Origin of the sequence: Paludisphaera rhizosphaerae (assembly GCF_011065895.1) — a bacterium.
Taxonomy (GTDB): Bacteria; Planctomycetota; Planctomycetia; order Isosphaerales; family Isosphaeraceae; genus Paludisphaera; species Paludisphaera rhizosphaerae.
The window spans coordinates 12,227-31,208 of sequence record NZ_JAALCR010000011.1 but is presented as its reverse complement, the minus strand read 5'-3'; the positions used below and the strand labels follow the sequence as shown (position 1 = coordinate 31,208).

Annotated in this window: 13 protein-coding genes; 7 read left to right on the top strand and 6 right to left on the bottom strand. The window is 66.1% G+C overall.

The window, feature by feature from the left end; genetic code table 11:
- Positions 1-27: 27 nt before the first annotated feature.
- A complete protein-coding gene (locus tag G5C50_RS15680) occupies positions 28-2,016 on the top strand; it encodes an acetyl-CoA carboxylase biotin carboxylase subunit (protein ID WP_165070920.1) in 1,989 nt (662 codons plus the stop codon).
- A gap of 3 nt (positions 2,017-2,019) precedes the next feature.
- On the opposite strand, the gene G5C50_RS15675 is transcribed toward G5C50_RS15680, so the two are convergent.
- The 3 genes from G5C50_RS15675 to G5C50_RS15665 all read right to left on the bottom strand — a co-directional run bounded on the left by G5C50_RS15675 (position 2,020) and on the right by G5C50_RS15665 (position 5,914).
- A complete protein-coding gene (locus tag G5C50_RS15675) occupies positions 2,020-3,387 on the bottom strand; it encodes a Gfo/Idh/MocA family oxidoreductase (protein ID WP_165070918.1) in 1,368 nt (455 codons plus the stop codon).
- Positions 3,388-3,409: 22 nt separating this feature from the next.
- Positions 3,410-4,570 (bottom strand): AI-2E family transporter, encoded by a 1,161-nt coding sequence (locus G5C50_RS15670; RefSeq protein WP_165070917.1) that lies wholly within the window; start codon positions 4,568-4,570, stop codon positions 3,410-3,412.
- Between the two features lie 756 nt (positions 4,571-5,326).
- Positions 5,327-5,914: a hypothetical protein gene (locus G5C50_RS15665; RefSeq protein WP_165070915.1), complete on the bottom strand. Its 588-nt coding sequence runs from the start codon at positions 5,912-5,914 to the stop codon at positions 5,327-5,329.
- Positions 5,915-6,496: 582 nt separating this feature from the next.
- On the opposite strand from G5C50_RS15665, the gene G5C50_RS15660 reads away from it, so the two are divergent.
- The 4 genes from G5C50_RS15660 to G5C50_RS15645 all read left to right on the top strand — a co-directional run bounded on the left by G5C50_RS15660 (position 6,497) and on the right by G5C50_RS15645 (position 10,652).
- Positions 6,497-6,820, top strand: a complete 324-nt coding sequence (locus G5C50_RS15660; protein WP_165070914.1) for a DUF6793 family protein — start codon at positions 6,497-6,499, stop codon at positions 6,818-6,820.
- 174 nt (positions 6,821-6,994) lie between these two features.
- Positions 6,995-8,281, top strand: coding sequence for a glucose-1-phosphate adenylyltransferase (locus tag G5C50_RS15655; protein ID WP_165070912.1), 1,287 nt, complete (start codon positions 6,995-6,997; stop codon positions 8,279-8,281).
- A 69-nt stretch (positions 8,282-8,350) separates the two neighbouring features.
- The gene (locus G5C50_RS15650; protein ID WP_165070911.1) at positions 8,351-9,352 is read left to right on the top strand and encodes an ABC transporter ATP-binding protein; all 1,002 of its coding nucleotides are present in this window, start codon (positions 8,351-8,353) and stop codon (positions 9,350-9,352) included.
- Between the two features lie 208 nt (positions 9,353-9,560).
- Positions 9,561-10,652, top strand: coding sequence for an ABC transporter permease (locus tag G5C50_RS15645; protein WP_165070909.1), 1,092 nt, complete (start codon positions 9,561-9,563; stop codon positions 10,650-10,652).
- Here G5C50_RS15645 and G5C50_RS15640 read toward each other — a convergent pair.
- From G5C50_RS15640 to pheA, 3 genes are all read right to left on the bottom strand, one after another.
- On the bottom strand, positions 10,557-11,324 hold the full coding sequence (locus G5C50_RS15640) for a hypothetical protein (protein WP_165070908.1): 768 nt from the start codon (positions 11,322-11,324) through the stop codon (positions 10,557-10,559). The genes G5C50_RS15645 and G5C50_RS15640 overlap by 96 nt on opposite strands.
- Complete coding sequence (locus tag G5C50_RS15635) at positions 11,321-12,223, bottom strand: D-amino acid aminotransferase (RefSeq protein ID WP_165070907.1); 903 nt, start codon at positions 12,221-12,223, stop codon at positions 11,321-11,323. Before G5C50_RS15635 ends, G5C50_RS15640 begins: the two co-directional genes overlap by 4 nt.
- A gap of 93 nt (positions 12,224-12,316) precedes the next feature.
- Positions 12,317-13,486: a prephenate dehydratase gene (gene pheA, locus G5C50_RS15630; RefSeq protein WP_165070905.1), complete on the bottom strand. Its 1,170-nt coding sequence runs from the start codon at positions 13,484-13,486 to the stop codon at positions 12,317-12,319.
- 609 nt (positions 13,487-14,095) lie between these two features.
- Between pheA and dnaK the strand changes: the two genes are divergently transcribed.
- Together dnaK and clpB are read left to right on the top strand one after the other, a co-directional pair.
- A complete protein-coding gene (dnaK, locus tag G5C50_RS15625) occupies positions 14,096-16,015 on the top strand; it encodes a molecular chaperone DnaK (protein ID WP_165070904.1) in 1,920 nt (639 codons plus the stop codon).
- A gap of 320 nt (positions 16,016-16,335) precedes the next feature.
- Entirely contained in the window at positions 16,336-18,972 is a 2,637-nt protein-coding gene (gene clpB, locus G5C50_RS15620) for an ATP-dependent chaperone ClpB (protein ID WP_165070903.1), read from the top strand.
- Positions 18,973-18,982 lie beyond the last annotated feature (10 nt).

Below are 18,982 nucleotides of genomic sequence, written 5' to 3'. Positions count from 1 at the left end.
CGAACCCTCTCCCCGCGCGAGCCCTGCATGTTCCAGAAGATCCTGATCGCGAACCGGGGCGAGATCGCCTGCCGGATCATCCGCACCGCCCGTCGGATGGGGATTGCCACCGTGGCCGTCTTCTCCGAGGCCGACCGCGATGCGCTCCACGTGGATATGGCCGACGAGGCCGTGGCGATCGGTCCGCCCCCTCCTCGGCAGTCTTATCTCGATCCCGACCGGATCGTCGCCGCCTGCAAGGCGACCGGCGCGGAGGCCGTCCACCCCGGCTACGGCTTCCTCTCCGAGAACGAGGCGTTCGTCCGTCGCCTGAACGCTGAGGGGATAGTCTTCATCGGGCCGACGGCCGACGGCATCGCGGCGATGGGGGACAAGATCGCCTCCAAGCGGCTTGCCCGCCAGGCCGGCGTGAACGTCGTCCCTGGCTTCGACGGCGAGATCCCCTCGGCGCGCCGGGCCGTCGAGATCGCCCGCGAGATCGGCTATCCGGTGATGATCAAGGCATCGGCCGGCGGCGGCGGCAAGGGACTGCGAATCGCCCGCGACGACGCCTCGGTCGCCGAGGGATTTGAAGCCTGTCGCGCCGAGGCCGCCGGCGCTTTCGGCGACGACCGCGTTTTCATCGAGAAGTACGTCGAGCGTCCTCGACACATCGAGATCCAGGTCCTTGCCGATGCGTTCGGGTCGACGGTCCACCTGGGCGAGCGCGAGTGTTCCCTCCAGCGTCGGCATCAGAAGGTCGTCGAGGAAGCCCCCTCGTCGTTCCTCGACGAGGCGACTCGCCAGGCGATGGGCGCGCAAGCCGTGGCGCTGGCGAAGGCCGTCGGCTACCGATCGGCGGGGACCGTCGAGTTCGTCGTCGGCGCGGATCGCAGCTTCTACTTCCTGGAGATGAACACCCGGCTCCAGGTCGAGCACCCTGTCACCGAGATGGTCACCGGCCTGGACCTCGTCGAGCAGATGATCCGGATCGCCGCCGGCAAGCCTCTGGGGATGACCCAGGATCAGGTCCGCCGCGACGGCTGGGCGATCGAGTGTCGGATCAACGCCGAGGATCCGTTCCGCAACTTCCTCCCCGCCACGGGACGACTCGTCCGTTACCGGCCTCCCGAGGAGGAGCGCGGCGGCGTTCGCGTCGATACGGGCGTCGTCGAGGGGGATGAGATCTCGATCTACTACGACTCCATGATCGCCAAGCTGATCACCCACGGCTGGACGCGAAAGGAAGCGGTCGGCCGGATGCACGAGGCGCTCAACGCCTTCCTGATCCGAGGCGTGGCGTCGAACCTCGCGTTCCAGTCGGCCCTCACGAGGCATCCGCGGTTCCTCGCCGGCGACATCGACACGGCGTTGATCGCTGAGACCTATCCTGAGGGCTTCCATCCGTCGAGCCTCGCCCACGACGACCCGCTGTTGCTGGCGGCCGTCGCGGCTTACGCCCGCCGCCGCTACATCAAGCGGGCGACGTCGACGAGCGGCCAGTTGGAAGGGCACGCTCGCCGCATCGATTCCGAATGGGTCGTCCTCATGCCCGAGGACCGCTTTGAGCTGGGCGTCTTCCTGAATGACGAGGGCTGCGAGGTTCTCCACAAGGGGGAGGTCCATCACCTTTGCACCGCCTGGCGATTGGGTGAGCCGCTCCTCAAGGGGACTTGGGACGGCGTGCCGGTCTGCGTTCAGGTTGAGCGAATGGGGCTGAGGTATCGGATCTCGCACTGGGGGACGCAGGTCGACGCCTTCGTCATGACCGCCCGCGCCGCCGAACTGCTGGCCCTGATGCCCCAGAAGCCGCCGCCGGATCTGTCGAAGCTCCTCCTCTCGCCGATGCCCGGCCTGCTGGTGGATCTCCTCGCCGAGCCCGGCCAGGCGATCCGAGCCGGCGAGACCCTCGCCATCGTCGAGGCGATGAAGATGCGGAACGTCCTCAAGGCCGACCACGACGGCGTCGTCGCCGAGGTCCTCGCCAACCCCGGCGACAGTCTGGCCGTCGACCAGCCGATCCTGCGGTTCGAGTGACCCTCAGAGCCGGTTCGGCGTCGGGTCGGTGAGCGGAGACCGGATGAAGGCCGAGTCGGCGGGAGCCTTGTAGTCGATCGCGGCGAGGTCAGGGGTTTCGATGCGTGCTCCGCCCTTGATGCGGCTCTCCAGCGCGGCGTCGAGAATCCCGCCGGAGAGCTGGGTCCGACGCACGGGGCAGGGTGGGGCGCCGGCGTGGAAGAAGTCCTCGATGCGGAGGACCAGCGGGTTGAAGAAGCTCGCGCCCGGAGGGGCGGGAAGGTAAGTCAGCGTTGATGCGATCGTCTCGCGGCCGGCTCCGTCCGTCGTCCGGACGGCGACCGTCGTGTCGTCGACGTGGCCGTTGAGGATGAGGACCGTTCCCCGCAGGCCGTCGACGTATTCGACGACGAAGGCCACCGGGAAGTCGAAGATCGTCTCGCGATCACGAACGCCGGGGCGTTTGAAGTCGCGAGTGTTCTGGCGGACGTCGCCCGGGTTGACGGTGTGGCTCCGTCCCAGGGCGTGGGAGAGGAGTTCCCACGACCACACGCCCCTGTCCGCGGCCTGCCAGACGGCGTCGCCTTCCAGGTAGGTCACGGCGGCGACGCCCTGCGGCCGGCCCCGTAGGTCGCGGCGTTCGGCCATGCACTGCAAGACCTCCAGCGCGTGGAAGCCGAAGATCTCCAGGTTCCCCCTTGAGGCGACGAGCACGTCCTTCATCGGCCTGCCGAGCGGGATCTCCATTTCGGGGAGCCGCCAGGTGACGGGCAAGCTCGAGCCGGCCATGAGCGGGACGCCCATCGCTTCAGCCTGCGAGACCATCTCGGCGGCCTCGGCCCGGCTGTAGGAAAGGTGCTTGTCGACAAAGATCGGAGCGACCTTCCCCGAGGCCCGGAAGACCTCCAGCACCTTCTGGAAGTAGGCGTGACGGGGGTAGAGCTTCTGGAGCTTCTCGTTGAGCGGATACTCGCCGTGCTCGGCGATCAGCAGCACGCCGTCGACGGCCAGCTTGCCCGTGCCAAGCGTCAGGGCGTCGGCGATGGTGGGGCTGAGACGGACGCCGTGGCGAGCGGCCTTGGCGCGACCCAGGTCCGAATCGTCGGCGACCTGCTCGATGTAGAGGCTGGCGACGTCGAACGGCGGTCGGTGCAGGTTCTGCTCGGGCGTCCGCCCCGGTCCGCCGTCGTAGACGGGGAAGCCGTCCAGGAATCGGCCGACGATGTGGTAGCCGTGCGATAGATAGAAGTATGTGGATGTTAATGCGGCGATCTTCGGTCGCCTCGGGGCTTCCTCGGAGGCGGCCGCGCGCCCAGTTCCCAACGCCGCGCCTGCGCCCGCCGCCAGGCCCACGGATTCCAGAAACGCTCGTCGAGACTGGTCCGACTTCACGATCGTCTCTCCTCGTCCCTCGTCAATGACGCCCCGAGCCGACGCTCTCGGGCTCTCCCGCGTTTGAACCTGTCAGACCCACGGCGTTCTCGCGAGCCGTTTGGGCAGGCTCCGGGTACGGCGGCGACTGCCAGTCGACGCTCATCAACTCGGCCCAGCGGTTCAGTTCGGGGATCGTCTGGCAGACGATCTTGAGCGTGGCGGTGATCGGCATCGCCAGCACGAGTCCGACGAGGCCCCAGAGGAACCCCCAGAAAAGGCAGGCGATCAGGACCGTCGTGCCGTTGAGGTCGAGCGAGCGGCCCATCACCATCGGCGTCACCACATAGCCTTCCACGCCGAGCACCGCCAGGTACATCGCGGCCACGATCAGAGCGTCTCCGATCGATCCCGTCTGCCCCAGCGCGATGGCCGTCGGCAGCGCGCCGCCGGCCAGTTGCCCGATGTACGGGATGTAGTTCGTCACCGCTGCGAACAGGCCCAGTGGCAGGGCGAAGTTGACTCCCAGAAACCAGAGCCCGGCGGCGATCACCAGACCGACCCCCAGGTTGATGAGCGTCCGGGCGACGAGATAGGCGCGGACCTTTCGGGTCACCTGATCGAGGATCGCGCGGGCGTGGCGGGACGACTCGGGGGTGCGGGCGAAGAAGCGGAGCACCTTGGTCGTGAGCATCTCGCTTTCGACCAGCAGGAAGATCATCAGGACCAGGACGATGAACCCCTGAACGACCCAGGCGGTGAAGTCGGTCAGGCCCAGGCTCAGCTTCTCGATCATCAGCGCCCGGTTGGTGTCGCCCAGGCGGTCGATGGTGCCGGGCTCGGGGAGCACGGCGCGGAGCGAGGGCTGATCGCGGATCAGGTCCGTGATCCTGCCGCTGATCCGGCCGGCGAGCCGCTCGATGTCGCCTGGCAGGGTGTTGGCCGCGTGCACCAGTCCCTCGGCGGTGAGGCTGGCCAGGTAGAGCCCTCCCAGGATCAGGAGCAGAACAACCGCCAAAACCCCGACAGGCCCGTATGACAGCCTTCGCCGGAAGAACGAGGTCATCGGCGAGAAGATGCTGGCCAGCACCAGGGCGAAGACGATCGGCGCGACGATCGGCTTCAACAGGTAGAGCGCTGCGATGACCCCAAGGACGGCCAGCACCACCTGAGAAGACGCCGCATACTTCGCCGCTCGATCCAAGACGACTCTCCCACAACGGAAAATCCCAACGACGGGCGCGGTCGCGAGGACCGGCAATTCCATCATCGGCCTCCCGACCGCCCGCCGCAAGTCCGAGGAACCTCGGTCGTGAGAGGAGGACCGCTGACGCGGCTTGTATCGACAGGGGCGGGATCGTCGGGTCCTATCAAGAAATCAGGATGTAACGCATCGTCGGAGTCTCCGCGCCCGAGGACTCGGCGGCTTCGCTCGCGCGCTTTTGGCGAGTCACTCGACGAGCGACGAGAGGAGGTTCGACCGGCTGGGTCGTCCTCCCCTTGTCGCGTTGTCCTGACGCCGCTCGCCCAAGCTCGGCTTCGGTTTCGGGTTCGTTTGCTAGCGCTTCGGGCTTCCGTGGTGAGTGCAATGCTTGACTGAAAGGTGACTTGCGTCGAATCCGTCAGTGGCTTCGTTCGGCGAGACATTGAAGCGTCGCACGGAACCCGACGGGAAAGAACTTCCGGCCGGCTCCTCTGTTTAGAGCCTGACCGGGCGTGCGATCGGCCATGCGCTCGATCGCGCGCGTTGGCTTCGTTCGCGCGGGTTTTCAACCACTGCGCGAAGCTTCTCCGCAATCCAATCGAGTTGCCAAAGAGCATCACATCGCGAGCCTCTCGATAGAGAACTTACTCCCAACTTGCTTTGCTGTTCGCGGGCCGGCACGAATTTGGCGCGGGGGCGACCCTCTTGATGCCGAGAGCACCGGACATTTTGGAATGCGCTGCACTTTCCGCGACTTCATACCTTTGGAATCCCACGCTCGGCGCAATCGGATTCGGCGTCAAGGATGCATTCCACCCCACGGTGGCGCAGCGATCGACAGAGCTTGTCGAGGATGTAGTCGTTGTCGGACAGGTCCACGAAGTATTGCCCCTTCCTGAGAGCCTGCGCCGCCCTCGGCAGGGCGAGGACCGGCGGGTCGAAGTTCTTGATGCTGCCTTCGAGGTAATAGTTCCACTCACCGGGCCAGGACGGTTCGTTGGTGAAGACCAGGTCGAAGCTCGACAGCCATTTCTTGAACTGCAGGCTCAGCGCGTACAGCGGTGGACAATTCCGACGCAAAGGCATGGGGAGAAAGTGGACCTCGCCGGTCGTCCAGAGCACCCCGCGCCTGAGCACAGGGCGGAACAGGCTAACGAGCGGTGATCGCCGGACGTCGATGCCCGACCCGTCGGGCATCTGGGCCAGGGGGCCCATGCCGCGGAAGTACAGAAGCTGGCCGCTTGGCTCATCGATGACCTCGGGAGGGTTAGGCTGGCCGAGGAACCAGTCACTTACCGCGTTGACCTCGTCGCCGATTGCGAGGAAGCGATACGTGGACCCCATGTGCGCACATCTCCCAACGAGCGACGAGTCGACGGGCCGGCCCGACCGGACGATTGCGGACACCTCATCGTCTGGCACCCCGAGCAGGGGCGGCCCCAGATGGCATCGTCTTATCTGCTTCCCGTCCCGTGCCATCTGACCGAGGCGTACGGGCACCCACAAGGGGCGCCCCTACGAATCGGGCCACAGGATCGGGCGGCGCTTTCCGGGATTTCCATCACGAAAGGCAGCGACGGTCGATCCCGGCGCCCATTCGATTGCAAGTTATCCGTGAGCCGTCCGGGGACTGGCGGCCGGAGCAGGAGGGACGCCAGTCCGAGCGATACGATCGATCGTCGGCCTGCTGGGAAGTCCCACGTGAGGATTGGACCAGAATTCGGGGGCGTTCCACGAGCCTCGCCTAACACGATCGGGCCTGCGCTGTCTTTCCGATACGGCCGGCGAAAGCGGGCGGTCAGCCCCTTTGACCGGCATGCACGGGGGGAGTACGATCCATGGTGTCGACGCGATGGCGGCGATGCGGTCGGGTCGATCACGTCGCCGCTCCTTTCTCAATTCCCTCGTGCGAAAAGGGGGTGGAACATGCCTCTCTTCGAGGTCGAAACGACGTCGCATATCATGATTGCATCGGCCGACGATGAGGCCACGGCCCGTTCGTTCGCTCAGTCGAACTATCCGGCCGAGGAGATCATCCGGGTGGCCCATCGTCCGCGCGACGCCTGGGTGATTTCCAAGAACCTGCTGGGCGTGAATTCGGACGTCGACGTCTGTTCGACGGCCCGTGAGTGTCTCGCCAGCGCAGCAGGGGACAAGCTCCACGCGGTTCGACTCTACATGCAGAAGACCGGGGTGGACCTGGAGCAGGCCCGCAAGGTCGTCGAGTCGAACATGTCGCGCGGCTGGTGACCGATGCAATGGACGTCGTCGCGCGACGGCGCGGGTCGAGTCGGATCGATCGACTCCTCGCGCCGCCGCGCGAGACGCCCCCGTGATTCTCGAGTGGCACGAAGTTAGCAGCCTTATTCGCGGGCGTCGCTCAAGTGAAGGCCGCCGCCCGTCTCGCCCTGAAGGAGGGGTCTCATGCCTCGGGTCATCTCGTTGATCTTGGGAGGAGGGCGGGGCACCCGGCTCTACCCGCTGACCAAGTCGCGGAGCAAGCCCGCGGTGCCCATCGCCGGAAAGTATCGCCTCATCGACATCCCCGTGTCGAACTGCATCCACTCCGGGCTGCACCGCATCTTCGTCGTCACTCAGTTCAACTCAGTGAGCCTCCACCGCCACATCTACAACACGTACAAATTCGACCCCTTCGAGGGGGGCTTCGTCGAGATCCTCGCCGCGCAGCAGACGATGCAGAGCGAGACCTGGTACCAGGGGACCGCCGACGCCGTGCGTCGCAACATCCCCTACTTCACGGAGAAGGACTACGACCTCGTCCTGATCCTCTCCGGCGATCAGCTCTACCGGATGAACTTCCAGGAGATGATCAAGACCCACATCGAGAACAAGGCGGTCGTGACCATCGCCGCCCTGCCGGTGGCTGAGTCCGAGGCTCGGTCCTGCGGGATCATGCGGATCCAGGCCGACGGCCGCGTCATCGACTTCGAGGAGAAGCCGAAGACCCAGGAGAAGCTCAACCGCGTTCGCACCGATCCCGCCTGGCTGGACAAGCTGGGGCTCAACGCCCACGGCCGGCCCTACCTGGCCAGCATGGGGATCTACGTCTTCAACACCAAGACGCTGGTCGAGATCCTCAACGGCAGCACGGCGACCGATTTCGGCCACGAACTGCTCCCCCAGACGATCGCCAAGCAGCGAGTGCAGGCTCACCTGTTCGACGGCTACTGGGAGGACATTGGAACGGTCGGCGCCTTCCATCAGGCCAACATCGACCTGACGCTCGACAACCCCCCGTTCGATTTCACCCACGGCGAGCAGCCGATCTACACCCGACCGCGCTTTCTCCCCAGTTCGCGGATCCTCGGCTCCACGATCCGCAACAGCTTGATCTGCGACGGCTGCATCATCGGCCGGAACTCGGTGATCGAGAACTCCGTCATCGGCGTCCGATCCGTCATCGGCGACAACGTCACGATCCGCGACTCCTATCTGATGGGGGCGGACTGGTACGAACAGCCCCACGAACTTCGCCGGAATCAGGAAGAAGGGATCGTGAACCTGGGCGTCGCCGCGGGCTCCGTCGTCGAGCGGGCGATCGTCGACAAGAACGCTCGGATCGCGAAGGGCGTTCGGGTCGTCAACGAGACGGGCGTCGTCGATTCCGAGGAGTGCCCCACGCACGTCATCCGCGACGGCGTCGTGGTCGTTCCCAAGCTTACGGTTCTCCGAGAGGGGACCGTCATCTGACCGCCGCCGCCAACCCCGGCCGGACCGCGGTGTCCGGAACGGATCGGCGACTCGACCCAGGAGGACTGCGTGACGACGGAGCCGGCCATCCGCGTAAAGGACCTGCGCAAGGATTACCCTTCCGGCGACGGCGTGGTGCACGCCGTCGCCGGCCTGGATTTGGAAATCCGCCGGGGCGAGTGCTTCGGTCTTCTCGGCCCCAACGGAGCCGGCAAGACGACCACCGTCGAGATCCTGGAGGGGCTCAACTCTCCAACGTCGGGCGAGATGCAGGTGCTTGGCCTGCGCTGGAGCGAGGACCCGACCTCGATCCGAGAGCGGATCGGCGTCACCCTTCAGGAGACGCGATTCCCCGATAAGGAGACGGTTCGCGAGCTGGTCACGGTCTTTCGCAGCTTCTATCGCCAGGGACTGACCGTCGACGACGCCATCGCGCGAGTCTCGCTCGAATCCAAGGCGAACGCCCTGGTGGAGGAGCTGTCCGGAGGGCAACGGCAGCGGCTGGCGGTCGCCGTCAGTCTGATCGGCGACCCTGAGATCCTGTTCCTCGACGAACCGACGACGGGACTCGACCCGCAATCGAGGCGGCAGCTCTGGGACGTGATCCTCGACCTCAAGAGCCGGGGGCGGACCGTCCTGCTGACCACGCACTACATGGACGAGGCCGAGCGCCTCTGTGATCGCGTGGCCGTCATCGACCATGGCAAGATCATCGCCCTGGGCTCGCCGGCCGAACTGATCGCCAAGCTCGGCGGCGAGCACGTCGTCGAGTTTGCGCTGAACGACGGCGACCGCCTCGACCCGTCGGCGTTCGCGACGCTCGATTCGGTCCTCGCCGCCCGCGCTGAGGCCGACGGTTACTCGCTGACCGTGGGCGAGCCCCACCGCGCCCTCCCGGCACTGCTCGACGCGTTGGAGAATCTCGACAGGCCGCTCGCCCGGCTGACGACCCGCCACGTCAGCCTGGAGGACGTCTTCGTCGCCCTCACCGGCCGCCATCTGCGCGAGGACGAACCCGCCGCCGAAGCCTCCAACGGCCGCCGCCGCAGACGACGCTCCCGCGCCCGTTGAAGCCCCGCAACAAGGATCGTGAACGCTTCGCTCCTCAACATCGCCGAGGGCCGGCTCAACGAGTTGCTGAGTCGGAGCTGAACCTGGGTGCCATGGCCGCGCTTGCGTGGCCATGACCGGCGAGGCCTAATGATACGACCGTCGGCGATCGCAGGGCCACGCGAGCGCGGCCATGGCACCCGCCGAAGACTCGCAACAAGGATCGTGAATGTTTCCGAATTCGCCCTTCTTCCAACTGTATCTCGCGCGGCTCCGCGAGTTCTTTCGCCAGCCTGCGCGCATCTTCTGGGTTTACGGCTTCCCAACGCTGATGGCGATCGTGCTAGGGTACGCGTTCCAGAGCCGCCCCCCCGCGCCGGTTGCTGTGGACGTCGTGGACGGACCGGGGACGGCGAAGGTCCGCGAGGCCGTCGAGGCCCACAACGCGAAGGTCAAGCCGGCCGACGGCGAGCCCGCCGGGCCGATCCCTCCGATCATTCTCGACGTGCATCCCGAGGCTGAGGCCCTCAACCGCTTGCGGACCGGGCGCACGCCGGTCGTCGTCGTTCCCGGCGATGGGGCTCTCGTAACGTATCGTTACGATCCGACCCGCCCCGAATCCGCCGCGGCGCGCGAGGCGATCGACGACGTTCTCCAGAAGGCGGCCGGACGCTCGGACCCGATCGCGACCAAGGACGTCCTTGTCACCGAGCCTGGCTCGCGCTACATCGACTTCCTCATCCCCGGCCTCATCGGCCTGAACGCCATGGGGGGCGGGTTGTGGGGCGTGGGCTTCTTTTTGGTCAACCTGCGGATCGGCAAACTGCTGAAGTGCTACGTCGCCACGCCCATGCCCCGGCGCGACTTCCTGGGGGCGATCCTCGCGGGGCGGCTGACTTTCCTGATCCCCGACCTGGCCGTGCTCTTGCTCCTGGGCGTGCTGGCCTTCCACATGCCGATCCGTGGGCCGATCTGGCTGGTGGTGCTCATCGACGTCGTCGGCGCCATGGCCTTTGCGGGGATCGGCCTGCTGATCGCCAGCCGGGCGGCGACGACAGAGACCGTCAGCGGCCTCATGAACCTGGTCATGCTGCCGATGTGGCTGCTCTCCGGCGTCTTCTTTTCCTCGGAGCGGTTTCCGGCCGTCGTCCAGCCGTTGATCAGGGCGTTGCCCCTGACTCAGTTGGTCAGTGGGCTGCGGCTGGTCATTCTGGAGGGGGCGGGTCTAACTCACACCGGAGTGCTCATGGCCCTGGCGATCCTCGCCGCCTGGGCGGTCGGGACCTTCTGGCTTGCTCTCCGACTCTTCAAATGGACCTGATTGATACTCCGGCGGGCGACGGAACGTCGGCTTCTTAAAGACGACGTTCAGGTCGTGGAACGACCCTTTTCGCCAGGTCGTTCCCGCCAGCGCGGGGATCTTCGGCTCGTCGAGGATGTGCCCGAGGAACGTTGCCTTCGCGAGAACCTCCACGTTCACGAACGACGAGCCCGACTGGAGCGGGATCTCCCACAACTTCTCGGCGCGATGCAGGCGTAGCGGGGAGTACACGTCGGCGACCGGAACCCCGAAAACGAGGCGACGGACGATTCGAGCGAGGCTCCGCGCCACCGCCGTTCCCCCTCCTGCCGGCCGACCGCCGACGACGTGGTCGGCCTGGTCGAGCGCCTTCAGCAGGGGAGCCCAATGGGTCTGCGACGGGGGAGTCGCCGAGGCCGCGAGGGCGATGATCGGGTGCGGCAGCGCGATGAGCGCCTCTCGGATGAGAACGCCGAGCTGCGGCCGGGTTGGATCGACGGCCTGAAAAACCACGTCGACCGGTCGGCCCTGCGACCGCAGCCAGGAGAGACTCTCATCCCAAATGGACGACGCCTCGGGGTCGATCGGGGCGTTCGAGAGAACGACGACCCCGACGCCGACGGTTCCCATCGGCTCGCGATGGAAGTGGACGGCGAACGGGTCGTCGGGATCGAACGGCTCGGGCGACGTCATGAGACGCTCGCGGGGGCTTTCTTCGATTCGTACGAGGCTCCCTCGGCCAGCCAGGCGGCGAGTTCGTCCTTGTACGCCTGCTGGAGCCGGCGGGTGATCGGGCCGGGCTTGCCAGCGCCGATCGACTTGCCGTCAACCGTGGCGACGGGCATGACCTCGGTCGAGGTTCCCACCAGGAACGCCTCGTCGGCGGCGAGCAGTTCGGGAAGCGTGACCTGAGCCTCGACGAACGGGATCCCGACCTTCTTCGCCAGCCGCTGGGTCAGGTGACGGGTCATGCCGATGAGGATCTCGGGCCCTTCGGGAGTCCCCTCGATCCGGCCGTCGCGGACCCACAGCAGCGACGTGTGGGTCGCTTCCGTGACCTTGCCGTCGGCGTCGATCAGGACGGCCTCATAGGCGCCCTCGCGATGGGCCGATTCGTTGGCCAGGACGTTCCCCAGCAGGTTGGTCGTTTTGATGTCGCAGCGCTTCCAGCGGATGTCCGGCCGGGTGACGACGGGGACGCCGGTCTCGCGAAGGGCGGCCGATGAGGCGTCGTCGTAAGGACGGACGATGATGACCTCGGTCGGCTCGACCGGCGGGTTCGGGAAGGCGTGCGTGCGGGGGGCGACTCCGCGCGTGACCTGCACGTAGACCAGCCCCTCCTTGACGTAGCTCGCCCGGATCGTCCGGTAGATCCGCGCCACGAGGCGGTCGAGGTCGTAGGGGGGGAATTCCAGTTCCTTGAGGCTCCGCTTGAGCCTCACCAGGTGGTCGGCTTCCAGCCAGCAGCGGCCGTCGTAGATCCGACAGACCTCATAAACGGAGTCGCCGAACAGAAATCCGCGGTCGTAGATCGGCACCGTCGCCTGTTCGGGGGCCATGAGTTCGCCGTTCACGCAAGCCAGGTCGGCCATCCCACTCGGTCCTTTCGCAACGCGATTCGTCTTCAGTCGCTCTCCCAGACGCCAGGATACCCCTCGAAGGTCGAGCGGGGCAACGGCGGCTGGTCAGCTCTCGACGACCTCGCTGCGGGGGTAGGAGCCCAGGACGTCCAGGCGCTCGCAGCGACGCTTGATGGAATCGATGGCCTTCTGGACGAGGGGATCGTCGATATGGCCCTCGATGTCGAGGAAGAAGAGGTAGGCGGGGTTCTTGTCGCCGGCGGATCCGGGGATGGGGAACGACTCGATCCAGGTCATGTTCACGCCCAGCTTCTCGAGCGGGGCGATTACCTTGGCGAGCGAGCCCGGATCGTTAGGGATGCGGGCCATGAGGGTCGTCTTGTCGCGGCCGGTGCGGGCTTCGGGCGTCTCGGCGATGACGGCGAACCGCGTGACGTTGTTGACCTGGTCCTCGATGTTCTCGGCCAGCAGGTTGAGCTTGTAGGCCTGGGCGGCCGGCCGGCTCGCCACGGCGGCGGCGAACTCCTCGCGCTGGGCAAGCTCAGCGGCGGCGGCCGTCGAGACGACCTCGATCTTGGCCGCCTGCGGCAGATTCTTGCCCAGCCAGTTGCGGCACTGTGAGAGGGCCTGGCTCTTGGAGTAGACCCGACGGACCTGGCTCCACTCGCAACGGCCGAGGAGGCAGTGGTGGATCCGCAGGCGGACCTCAGCGCGGATCTTGAGGTTGGGGAGTTTGGTGAACATGTCCAGCGTGTCGGCGATCCGACCGTCGGTGGAGTTCTCCAGCGGAACGATGCCGAACTGGACGTGCCGGCGGTTCAACTCCTCGAAGACCGCGGCGATCGAGCCGAGCGGGACGTGTTCCACGGCCTCGCCGAATTTGGCGACCGAGGCCAGGTGGCTGTAGCTGTACTTCGGACCCAGGCAGGCCACGCGGAGCGTCCGCTGGAGGGCTCGGGTGCCGCTCATCAGCTCGCGGAAGATCAGCCGGAGCGTATCGGCGGGGAGCGGTCCGTGGCTGGCTCCTAGAACCTTCGCCAGAACCTCTTCTTCGCGGGCCGCGGAGAAGACCTCCATGCCGTTGGAGCTCTTCACTTTACCGATCTGAACGGCGATCTCGGCCCGACGGTTCAGGATCGACACCAACTCCTTGTCGATCCGGTCGATCTCGCTCCGAAGCGAGCTCAGCGTGGGGGCTTTCTTGGCGTCCGGGGACTCCGCCGCGCCGGCGGCTGAGGATGCAGGTCGGGCGGGCGTGGGAGACTTGCGGGCCATCGGTTGACTCTGAGAGACGATCGATCCGAATGGAAGAGGCAGTCCCCGAGGAGGAGAGCCCCTCTCATGCCCCGAGGAGAGAACGTCCAGAGGACGCTCGGCGTCGCGGCCGGGTGGACGCAACATTCACGTGAATAAGGTCTTAAATGAAAGGTGAGACCCTGTCAAGGTTTTTCCCCGGGCGATGAAGTGGGTTTCTCGCGGCCTGGCGGATTCCCCGGAAGGGGAGCCGCCCGGTCCTTCTCCCGAGAGTCGGCCGCCCCTGAGGTGCTGTCAAAATGGCATCTGTGCCGAAGGCGTTTTGAGGCGAGTGTCATATCGGCAGTCGATTTGTCCGGGTCGGAACTGGCATTGAGGTTCACATGGATTTATAACAAGCCTGTGTATTTGGGGTTACGTCGTGGTGCTGGAGAAAAAAAGCGTCTGGCACAACGCTTGCTTTTCCATTCTCGACGTCGGTTGAGTGTGGGTGGATCTCTTGAAGAACGGCCGTGGGCCGGCGAATCCGATTCGGAACGGTTGCATCGTTCCCGGTCTGGTCGCTTCGCGCAACCTTGTGGCGCGCGGGTTTCCTCGTCACCGCTCAACGTGGAAGAAGGGAGATCGGACGTGGCGGAAGGTGAGAAGATCATCGGCATCGACCTGGGGACGACCAACAGCGTGGTTGCGGTCATGGAAGGCGGCGACGTCACCGTCATCCCCAACCAGGAAGGGAGTCGCCTGACCCCCTCGGTGGTCGCGTTCTCGTCGAAGGGGGAGATCCTCGTCGGCGACCCGGCCAAGCGCCAGGCGATCACCAACCCGGCCGGGACGATCTATTCGATCAAGCGGTTCATGGGCCGTCGCCACGAGGAGGTCGGCGGTGAAGAGAAGATGGTCCCCTACAAGGTCGTGGGTGGGTCGTCCGACTTCGTGAAGGTCCACGTCAACAACAAGGACTACACGCCCCCGGAGATCTCCGCGCTCATCCTGCGCAAGTTGAAGGAAGCGGCTGAGAGCTACCTCGGCCACAAGGTCAAGAAGGCCGTCATCACGGTCCCCGCCTACTTCAACGACAGCCAGCGGCAGGCGACCAAGGACGCCGGCCAGATCGCCGGCCTGGAAGTCGCGCGGATCATCAACGAGCCGACGGCCGCCGCGCTGGCGTACGGGCTCGAAAAGAAGAAGAACGAGAAGATCGCGGTCTTCGACCTGGGCGGCGGTACGTTCGACATCTCGATCCTCGACGTGGCCGACGGCGTCTTCGAGGTCCTCTCCACCAACGGCGACACCCACCTGGGCGGCGACGACTGGGACGAGGCCCTCATCAACTACATCGCCGACGACTTCAAGAAGGAGCAGGGGATCGACCTGCGGAAGGACGCCATGGCCCTTCAGCGCCTCAAGGAGGCTGCCGAGAAGGCCAAGAAGGACCTCTCCTTCCAGACCCAGGCCGACATCAACCTGCCGTTCATCACGGCCGACGCGTCGGGGCCCAAGCACCTGACGATGACGATCACCCGCGCCCAGTTCGAGAAGCTGACCGACAACCTCTTCGAGCGTTGCCGCGGCCCCGTCCTGAAGGCGCTGGACGACGCCAAGCTGAAGCCGGGTCAGATCGACGAGATCGTGATGGTCGGCGGTTCCACCCGCATGCCGCGGGTCCAGCAGATCGTCAAGGACATCTTCGGCAAAGACCCCCACAAGGGCGTCAACCCGGACGAGGTCGTCGCCATCGGTGCGGCTATCCAGGGCGCCGTCCTCACGGGCGACGTGAAGGAAGTCCTGCTCCTGGACGTCACCCCGCTGTCGCTGGGGCTGGAGACCAAGGGGGGCGTCATGACCGTCCTGGTCCCCCGCAACACCACGATCCCGACCGAGAAGAAGGAGACCTTCACGACCGCCGAGGACAACCAGTCGGCCGTGACGATCAAGGTCTTCCAGGGTGAGCGGCCGATGGCTCAGGACAACCGGCCGCTCGGCGAGTTCAATCTCGAAGGGATCCCCCCGGCGCGGATGGGCACCCCCCAGATCGAGGTCACGTTCAACATCGACGCCAACGGTTTGCTCAACGTCACCGCCCGTGACAAGGCGACTGGCAAGGAGCACACCATCCGCATCGAGTCCTCCGGCGGCCTGTCCAAGGAGGAGATCGAGCGGATGAACCGCGACGCCGAGTCGCACGCCGCCGACGACAAGAAGCGCCGTGAGCTGGCCGAAGCCCGCAACGCCGCCGAACAGCGCGTCTACTCGCTCGAGAAGCTTCTCGAGGAGAACAAGGACAAGCTCGGCGAGGCGGACCGCTCGGCCCTCCAGGCGGCCATCGAGAAGGTCAACGAGGCCAAGAAGGGGGACGACGCGGCGGCCATCAACCGGGCCGTCGATGAACTCTCTCGCGCGGCTCAGGCGATGTCCGAGCACCTTTACGCCGCGGCCGGCGCCGGCGCGGGCGGTCCTGGCGGCCCCTCGGCCGGCGGACCTTCGGAGGCGTCCTCTGGCGGCTCCAAGCCCGACGACGTGATCGACGTGGAGTTCGAAGAGGGCAAGTAAGTACCGGCCCTCGGTAACCGTCCCCACGATTACGGGACGAGGCTGCGACCCCGTCGCCGGCCTCGTCCCGTTCTCACGCGCGGGTCGATGAATTGAAATCGACCGCCCCTTGACGTTTTCCCGCGAACCAGGTGTCGCATAGGTGCGTAGGATAGATGAAAAGGTGAGAGCGTTTACCCAAGGCCCTCCAAGGGACGGGATTGGGTGCCATGGCCACGCTCGCGTGGCCATGCGATCGGCGACATTCGTTTCCGCCGTCCTCGCCAGTTCATGGCCACGCAAGCGTGGCCATGGCACCCAATATGTAAGGGGGGGATGTTATGGCTTTTCGATTCGATAAACTCACGCTGAAGAGCCAGGAGGCCCTTCAAGCGGCCCAGGCCTTGGCCAGTGAGCGCAGCCATCAGCGGCTGGAGCCCATGCACCTGCTCGCTGCGTTGCTCGATCCTAATCAGCAGGTCGTTCGGGCTCTCTTCACGCAGCTTGGCGTCAACCCGGCGCAGGTGTTGAAGGCCGCGCAGTCCGGGCTCGACGCCCTGCCGCGCGTCACGGGCGGCGAGATCTCCATCGGCCCCGACCTGGCGGCCGTGCTGGAGTCCGCGCAGGCCGAAGCCGACCGGATGAAGGACCAGTACGTCTCGGTCGAGCACCTCTTGCTGGGCCTGGCCAAGGTCAAGAGCAAGACCCAGGCTCTGCTGGATTCGCTGGGCGTCTCCGCGCCCGAGATCCTCAAGGCTTTGCAGAAGGTCCGAGGCGGCCAGACGGTCACCGACCAGAACCCCGACGACAAGTACCAGGCCCTGGAGCGCTACGGCCGCGACCTCGTCGAAGCCGTCCGTAAGGGGAAGATGGATCCGGTCATCGGCCGCGATTCGGAGATCCGCCGGGTCGTCCAGGTGCTCAGCCGTCGCACCAAGAACAACCCGGTGCTGATCGGCGAGCCGGGCGTTGGCAAGACGGCCATCGCCGAGGGCCTCGCCCAGCGCATCGTCTCCGGCGACGTCCCCGAGAGCCTCCAGAATCGCAAGCTCATCGCGCTCGACATGGGCGCGCTCGTCGCCGGCGCCAAGTACCGCGGCGAGTTCGAGGAGCGGCTCAAGGCGGTCCTCAAGGAAGTCAGCGAGTCCGAAGGCCGGATCATCCTGTTCATCGACGAGCTGCACCTGGTCGTCGGCGCGGGCAAGGGGGACGGCGCGATGGACGCCGCCAACCTGCTCAAGCCGGCGCTGGCCCGTGGCGAGCTGCGCTGCATCGGCGCCACGACGCTTGACGAGTACCGCGAGCACATCGAGAAGGACCCCGCCCTGGAGCGGCGGTTCCAGCCGGTCTTCGTCGGCGAGCCCTCGATCGACGACACGATCGCGATCCTCCGCGGCATCAAGGAGCGGTACGAGGTTCACCACAAGGTCAAGATCAAGGACTCCGCCCTGGTCTCGGCCGCCAAGCTGGCGTCGCGGTACATCACCGACCGCTTCCTCCCCGACAAGGCCATCGACCTCGTCGACGAGGCCGCCAGCCGGCTCTCGATGGAGTTGCAGTCCGTCCCCACCGAGATCGACGTTCTTCAGCGTCGGCTGTTGCAGCTTCAGCTCGCGCAGCGGATGCTCCAGAAGGAGGAGGAGGAGCACGCCCTCGAACGGCTCGCCGAGGTCGAGGCCGACATTGAGCAGGTTGAGAAGCAGCTCCAGGATCTCCGTCGCCAGTGGGAGATGGAGAAGTCCGGGCTGGGAGACGTGCAGAAGGTCCGCGAGCACCTGGAATTGGTGAAGTCCGAGTTCAGCCGGCTCATGGACGACATCCGCCAGAAGCAGCAGCACGGCGAACGTCCCGACGAGGCCAGCTACCAGAAGCTCGCCGCGCTCGACTCTGAGCGCAAGGCCCTGGAGAAGCGGATCGCCGAGGCCGAGCCGGCCGCCGACGAGCAGCCGAAGGAGAAGGGCCGCCAACTCCTCAAGCGCGAGGTCGACTCCGAGGAGATCGCCGAGGTCGTCAGCCAGTGGACCGGCGTGCCGGTCTCGCGGATGCTGGCCACCGAGCGCGAGAAGCTCTTGAAGCTGGAGGACCAGATCCACCTCCGGATGGTCGACCAGGACGACGCCGTGCGCGCCGTGGCCGACGCCGTCCGCCGCAGCCGCGCGGGGCTCCAGGATCCGAACCGGCCGATTGGCTCGTTCCTCTTCCTGGGCCCCACGGGCGTCGGCAAGACGGAGCTGGCCAAGGCCCTCGCCGAGTTCCTGTTCGACAGCGAGGCCGCGATGGTTCGCATCGACATGAGCGAGTACGGCGAGCGGCACAACGTCGCCCGGCTGATCGGCGCTCCTCCGGGGTACGTTGGCTACGAGGAAGGCGGTCGGCTCACCGAGGCCGTCCGGCGGCGGCCGTACTCGGTGGTCTTGCTCGACGAGGTCGAGAAGGCCCACCGCGACGTCTTCAACGTGCTCTTGCAGGTGCTTGACGACGGTCGCCTGACCGACGGTCAGGGCCGCACGGTCGACTTCCGGAACACGGTCATCATCATGACCTCGAACCTGGGGAGCCACGTCATCGCCGACCTCTCCGCCAAGGGGGCCGACGAATCGACGATGCGGAACCAGGTCCAGGAAGTCCTCCGGCGCGAGTTCCTGCCCGAGTTCCTCAACCGAATCGACGAGACGATCATCTTCCACCCTCTGGGACGGAAGGAACTGGGCCAGATCGTCGGCATCCAGCTCAAGCGGCTGGAGAAGCAACTGGCCGAGGCGAACCTCTCGATCCGGATCACCGACAAGGCCCGCGAGCGGCTGGCCGAGGAGGGCTTCGACCCAACCTACGGTGCCCGCCCGCTCAAGCGCGTGATCCAGCAGCGCCTGGCCAACCCACTGGCGAAAGCCCTGCTCGACCAGCGCGTCAACCCGGCCGACGTCGTCGAAATCGACTACGACGGCAAGAATTTCACCTTCACGCCGACCAAGGCGTGACCGAGTCAGC